Origin of the sequence: Parasynechococcus sp. (genome assembly GCF_042954245.1) — a bacterium.
Taxonomy (GTDB): Bacteria; Cyanobacteriota; Cyanobacteriia; order PCC-6307; family Cyanobiaceae; genus Parasynechococcus.
Map to the genome: position 1 here is coordinate 1 of NZ_JBGKDP010000161.1, position 4,327 is coordinate 4,327.

Sequence of the window (4,327 nt, forward strand, 5' to 3'; positions counted from 1 at the left end):
ATTTATGAGACTGTTGGAGCAGGGACCTAAAAGTCAGGCGACTTTTACGGCTTGCTCAGGTGGAGTGTCGGCCGTCATGGGCTCTTCCGATCTCGATGCCCATAGTTTTGTTCCTTCCGGCTACAAAGTCATCAGCATTAAGGCGTATTGCTTTGAGGGCCTGAACGATCGATTGTTGGGATGGCATGCCTGTTAGTCGCCTGAAGCCGGGTCTTGATCTCGCGTGGATCCGGGGGCGATGGTCATTGCGCCCGTTCTTGCAGCCTTAAGTGAGCCTTCAGTTGTGGCTGAAGCCAAACCCTGGGAAACCATGCGGGGGCAACCGATCTCATCAGACTTCGGTCTGGTTTTCGACGCCCCTTGATGCCCGTTCTTCCTCAGTGAGGTATTCGTCGATGAGGGGGGAGCTTTCACCCCTTTGAACGGCGGCGATCTCCCGTTCGATGTTCTGAATGAAGAGCTCGTTCCCGTTCCGCTTGGCTACCGCAAGCACACGCTCAAGGCGTTCGAGTTCAGCCTGCTGCTCGTTATTCATGCCATGGCACGTCAGTCACGCATACGTTGACAGGTTCGGATCAATAAAGCTGAAAAAGCTGGCATGACGTGTTGCTGAACTCTATGGAGTTTTGCTCTGAGGCTTATGTCAACACCCGCTTAAGCAGCCTCTGATTCCGCCTCCTCATACAGAGCTTTGATCTGATCGAGCTCAACCATCAGATATTGAATTTCAAGCCAGTCCGCCGAAAGGTCAATGGCGGTTTCCAGGTGGTCAATCTGACGCTTAAGAAGCTCTGGCATTCCGCCATCTGGCTGCATGGGCCCATGTAACCGCGCTTGATGCTGGATGCAAGACGACTGCCGATAACGATTGAGGGAAGGGCTTGCAGTGTTCCATCCCTCCGTGTTCGCCCTCACAGACAGGATGTCTGGCCTATGGGAATGTTCGTTGGCTTCAATACCTTCAATGACCTTTTTGATGCATTGGTCTTTCAAGACCGGCTACCACGAAATTGCTGCCAAGAAGTTCCTGGCAACGGGCGCGCCTTTCCCCGAGTGCAAGCCTTGGAAGCGTTGGCATGCACCTGACTCTGTTGAAGGCTGGATCCTCGTGGAGGCAGACAGCGCTGATGCCTGTTACGAGCATGCCGCGGAATGGGCCGAGTGCCTCGACTGGGAGCTCACTCGAGTGCTGTCAGATGAGCAAGCTGGCCCCCTAATCGCCAAGGCCTACAGCTGATCGTCTGATTGGATCGATGCCCCTCGACACTCCGGGGGGGTCCATAACCCGTTTGGACCATTCCGAGACGTTTTCGTCGGAGTAGCTTCGTCGTAGACGCCCCCTGATGGATTCGAACCATCGACCAACTGCTTAGAAAGCAGTTGGTCATATGTTCAGCCGATTTCCATAAGGGACTGAAATCACTGCCTAGAACCCGCTTTATAGCTGAGGTCTTCCGAGTCTGGGCCACATGTTGTCCAAGCGTGTCGTGACCATTTGGACCACACTTTGGGCCACACCCGAGCATTTGGGCCATAGTGGCGGACCGAAAGAAAAATCCAGTCGCCGTCTGGGAGCAGGCCCTCCGCCGCACGCTGAAGGCCGAGCACGGCAAGGGCTGGAGCCTCAGCGAAAGCCGTGGTCGGGCCCAGCTCGTTCAGATCCTGGAAGACCGCAACAGGCGCAGCACCAAGCTCGACATCATCTGGGCCAGAAAGAACACCCGGCTGATGCTTGAGGCGGTGGCCCAGCTCTGGGAATATCTCGATGGCGGCATGGACTGGGACAAAGCCGTCACCGCACGCGCTGAGCTGACCGTCCACAGCACCGGAACCACCAAGGTCACCAAGGCGCTCAACTGGGAGGCTGCCTGCGATCGATTCTTCGAGTCCCGCTCCAACCGGCGCAGCAGCACCCTCTCTGATTTGCGGACCAGGCTGAGGCGTGTGAAAGAGGTGATGGGCTCCAAGCCCAAGATCACCGACGGGCCGGGTTTGATGCGTCGCTACGCCGCGTTGCATTTTGCGGATTGCCCTCCCGGCGGCCAAGGCCGGAAGCGCCAGCTGCAGGACGTGAGCGTCTTCCTGTTGTTCTGCTGCGACGATCTGGGATTCCCGGCGCGGTAGATGCCGTTGTCGATGGTCAAGCGTCAGGAGTTGGTGGGATCACCTCCCACTACCGGCAGAAGAAAAAGCAGCTGACTGTCCCGTTGAAGCCTGACGCTTTCCAGTGGCTGCTTGATCGGATGCTCGAGGACGGGAAGGAGCAACTTTGGTTGATGACGGCAATGCTCGGCTTCTACGGGTTGCGCGAGGGAGAGATTTGTTTGCTCGATGTCGACGAAGGAGGAGACGTCTTTGTCGGCGGTGAGCTGAAGAGGGACGTCCGCGCTCTGCAGTCCGGGGCAGAGAAGGAGGAGCGCCTCGTCCTGGGCCTCGACCTGAAGGGTCAGCCCGGCGAAGCTCGCAGGGTTGCCCAACTATTCCGTTCTGGACGAATCGGCCTCCCCCGTCCCGTGAAAAATCAGATCGATAGGGTGGCCGAGCGCAACAGTTACCGGGAGGTGGGTGCTGCTTATGCCCAAATCCTTCAGCGATATAAACCCTGGCAAGAATTAGTTAAGAAGAATCCAGGATTGAAACCGTATGGATTGCGTCACGGTTGGGCTTGGCGGGCGCATAAATTTCACGCTGTCCACTTCACTGCAAGCAGGCAGCGGTTTTTATGGGCCACAGTGTCGAAACGCATCTCAAATGTTATTCGAGCTGGATGAACAGAAAATAGCCAGAAGAGGCTGAAAAGAAGTACAACGAAGCCCTGCAATCTGGCTGAAACTACTAGGGTAACTGGTGGTTATCGCTTGGTGGGAATATTGCGCCTTGGCATGATATGTGTCATCGTCTTTCACATCAAGCCAATCTTGTTTCCGAGCAAGAGGGCCTGGAGCCAATCATCGCCCTCCGGAGAGTCTCTGACTCAGCCCATCCCTTTCGCGAGAAAGGAAACTATCCAGATGGTCGGGTGATCTGGACCAAAATCTCTTTACAAGTTCTATTTGGTGGGGGGCTTGATTCAGACCTTTATCTGTTTCATTACTCATGCCACAAGAACTTTGGCTTCGAACGCCACAGGCTGCGACCGTCTGCGGTGTTTCAGAGCGAACCCTGAAATGCCTACGCGGTGATGTCCTCGAGGAGGACATCCACTACCAAGCGGGCTTCAGTAGTAACAGCGCCTTCCTCTGGGAGGTGAATGGTGTGCGCGCCAAGCTCGCCTGACGGGGAATGATTCAGCGCAGAGCCGCTGAGGTCATTCGCGAAGAGCTACAAGGAGTGGGCAGATAAAAGGGATGGCAACCAACCGAATACCGGCCAGCTGCCATCCCTCCCTGCCAAGGAGTGATCGCAGTTTAGGTGACCTACTGCCACTGGGGCAGTCGTGCAAACAACCCAAACACACTTCAGAGACTGACGTTGAGATGGCCCTTAGGGGTTGGTGTAGCCCGAACTGTGGCCCAGAACGGAGGTGGCCATGATCGACCCCACCGTTTTGAAACGGTTTGAGCCCATCAGCCTTCAGCATTGCCTCTTGCCCGTTGGTTGGGGTTAATCAAGGAAGGCTCCGATGCTTTCAGCGTGGACGACTCACCCTGGATTCAGCGTCTCAGAGGTTTCCAGCCACCCCGGGGTGGTTGCTTGCGGTGTCCGCTGCGATCGGCTGTGGTGCGTCGACTTTGACGGCCCATCAGCAATCGAGCGTTCTCGGCAGTTGGACCTCCACCCAGAAGGCGTTTCAACCTGGCGCGTGCAGCGAGATACAGATCTCTCACGGTTCAAGCTGCTGTTCGCTCCTAGCCCGGCGCAGGTTGACCAGGCGATTGATCAAGGGCTGACCGCCGGACACTTCCATTTCAACGAGAGCACCGGAGCGGGCGAGCAGCTCGAGCAGTTTTTCTCTCCTGGACGGCAGGTGATCGTGCTGGGAAAATACTGGTCGTCAGGCGTTCACTACTACTGGCCTGTTAGCAGCGGCCCTGAGGCATTGTCAGCTCCACCCGATTTCTGGTGGGACACCGTTCTTCAGCTGGCCATCGACAACCAACAAACATCAGTTCCCAAGCACCGCACCGTGAGCACTGGGCGGGATAATTGGCACCGGCTCGACGACATTCGATATGCCATCGCACATCGAATGTCGTCTGCCAGCTGCACCGCGACGGCCGAACTTTGCGCTGCTACAGGGGCGCGACACACAGCCCGCCGCTGGACCTGCAAAAGGGTCAGCTTGCCTCCGGCACCGACTGGGCTTTTTCAAAAACTCAGCAGGTGA

General features: G+C 56.6%; 7 protein-coding genes, 1 tRNA gene and 1 pseudogene. 6 read left to right on the plus strand and 3 right to left on the minus strand.

Features of this window, described 5'->3' with window-relative positions; all coding sequences use genetic code 11:
• Positions 1 to 196 (plus strand): annotated as a pseudogene (locus ACGVJ8_RS07230) (hypothetical protein); the annotation flags it as partial.
• 135 nt (positions 197 to 331) lie between these two features.
• Here ACGVJ8_RS07230 and ACGVJ8_RS07235 read toward each other — a convergent pair.
• A complete protein-coding gene (locus ACGVJ8_RS07235) occupies positions 332 to 535 on the minus strand; it encodes a hypothetical protein (protein ID WP_392346772.1) in 204 nt (67 codons plus the stop codon).
• Between the two features lie 119 nt (positions 536 to 654).
• Entirely contained in the window at positions 655 to 798 is a 144-nt protein-coding gene (locus ACGVJ8_RS07240) for a hypothetical protein (RefSeq protein WP_392346774.1), read from the minus strand.
• A 166-nt stretch (positions 799 to 964) separates the two neighbouring features.
• Here ACGVJ8_RS07240 and ACGVJ8_RS07245 point away from each other — a divergent pair, with 166 nt between their 5' ends.
• A complete protein-coding gene (locus tag ACGVJ8_RS07245) occupies positions 965 to 1,237 on the plus strand; it encodes a DUF3303 domain-containing protein (RefSeq protein WP_392346776.1) in 273 nt (90 codons plus the stop codon).
• A 97-nt stretch (positions 1,238 to 1,334) separates the two neighbouring features.
• On the opposite strand, the gene ACGVJ8_RS07250 is transcribed toward ACGVJ8_RS07245, so the two are convergent.
• A tRNA-Arg gene (locus tag ACGVJ8_RS07250) sits at positions 1,335 to 1,414 on the minus strand.
• 122 nt (positions 1,415 to 1,536) lie between these two features.
• Between ACGVJ8_RS07250 and ACGVJ8_RS07255 the strand changes: the two genes are divergently transcribed.
• From ACGVJ8_RS07255 to ACGVJ8_RS07270, 4 genes are all read left to right on the plus strand, one after another.
• Positions 1,537 to 2,124: a hypothetical protein gene (locus tag ACGVJ8_RS07255; protein WP_392346778.1), complete on the plus strand. Its 588-nt coding sequence runs from the start codon at positions 1,537 to 1,539 to the stop codon at positions 2,122 to 2,124.
• A gap of 83 nt (positions 2,125 to 2,207) precedes the next feature.
• The gene (locus tag ACGVJ8_RS07260; RefSeq protein WP_392346780.1) at positions 2,208 to 2,771 is read left to right on the plus strand and encodes a hypothetical protein; all 564 of its coding nucleotides are present in this window, start codon (positions 2,208 to 2,210) and stop codon (positions 2,769 to 2,771) included.
• 325 nt (positions 2,772 to 3,096) lie between these two features.
• Complete coding sequence (locus ACGVJ8_RS07265; protein ID WP_392346782.1) at positions 3,097 to 3,276, plus strand: hypothetical protein; 180 nt, start codon at positions 3,097 to 3,099, stop codon at positions 3,274 to 3,276.
• 526 nt (positions 3,277 to 3,802) lie between these two features.
• Positions 3,803 to 4,327, plus strand: a complete 525-nt coding sequence (locus tag ACGVJ8_RS07270; protein WP_392346784.1) for a hypothetical protein — start codon at positions 3,803 to 3,805, stop codon at positions 4,325 to 4,327.

Coding starts and splice junctions, on each gene's coding strand:
- ACGVJ8_RS07265 (WP_392346782.1), top strand. CDS start 3,097: ATGCCACAAGAACTTTGGCTTCGAACGCCACAGGCTGCGACCGTCTGC.
- ACGVJ8_RS07235 (WP_392346772.1), bottom strand. CDS start 535: ATGAATAACGAGCAGCAGGCTGAACTCGAACGCCTTGAGCGTGTGCTT.
- ACGVJ8_RS07245 (WP_392346776.1), top strand. CDS start 965: ATGACCTTTTTGATGCATTGGTCTTTCAAGACCGGCTACCACGAAATT.
- ACGVJ8_RS07240 (WP_392346774.1), bottom strand. CDS start 798: ATGCCAGAGCTTCTTAAGCGTCAGATTGACCACCTGGAAACCGCCATT.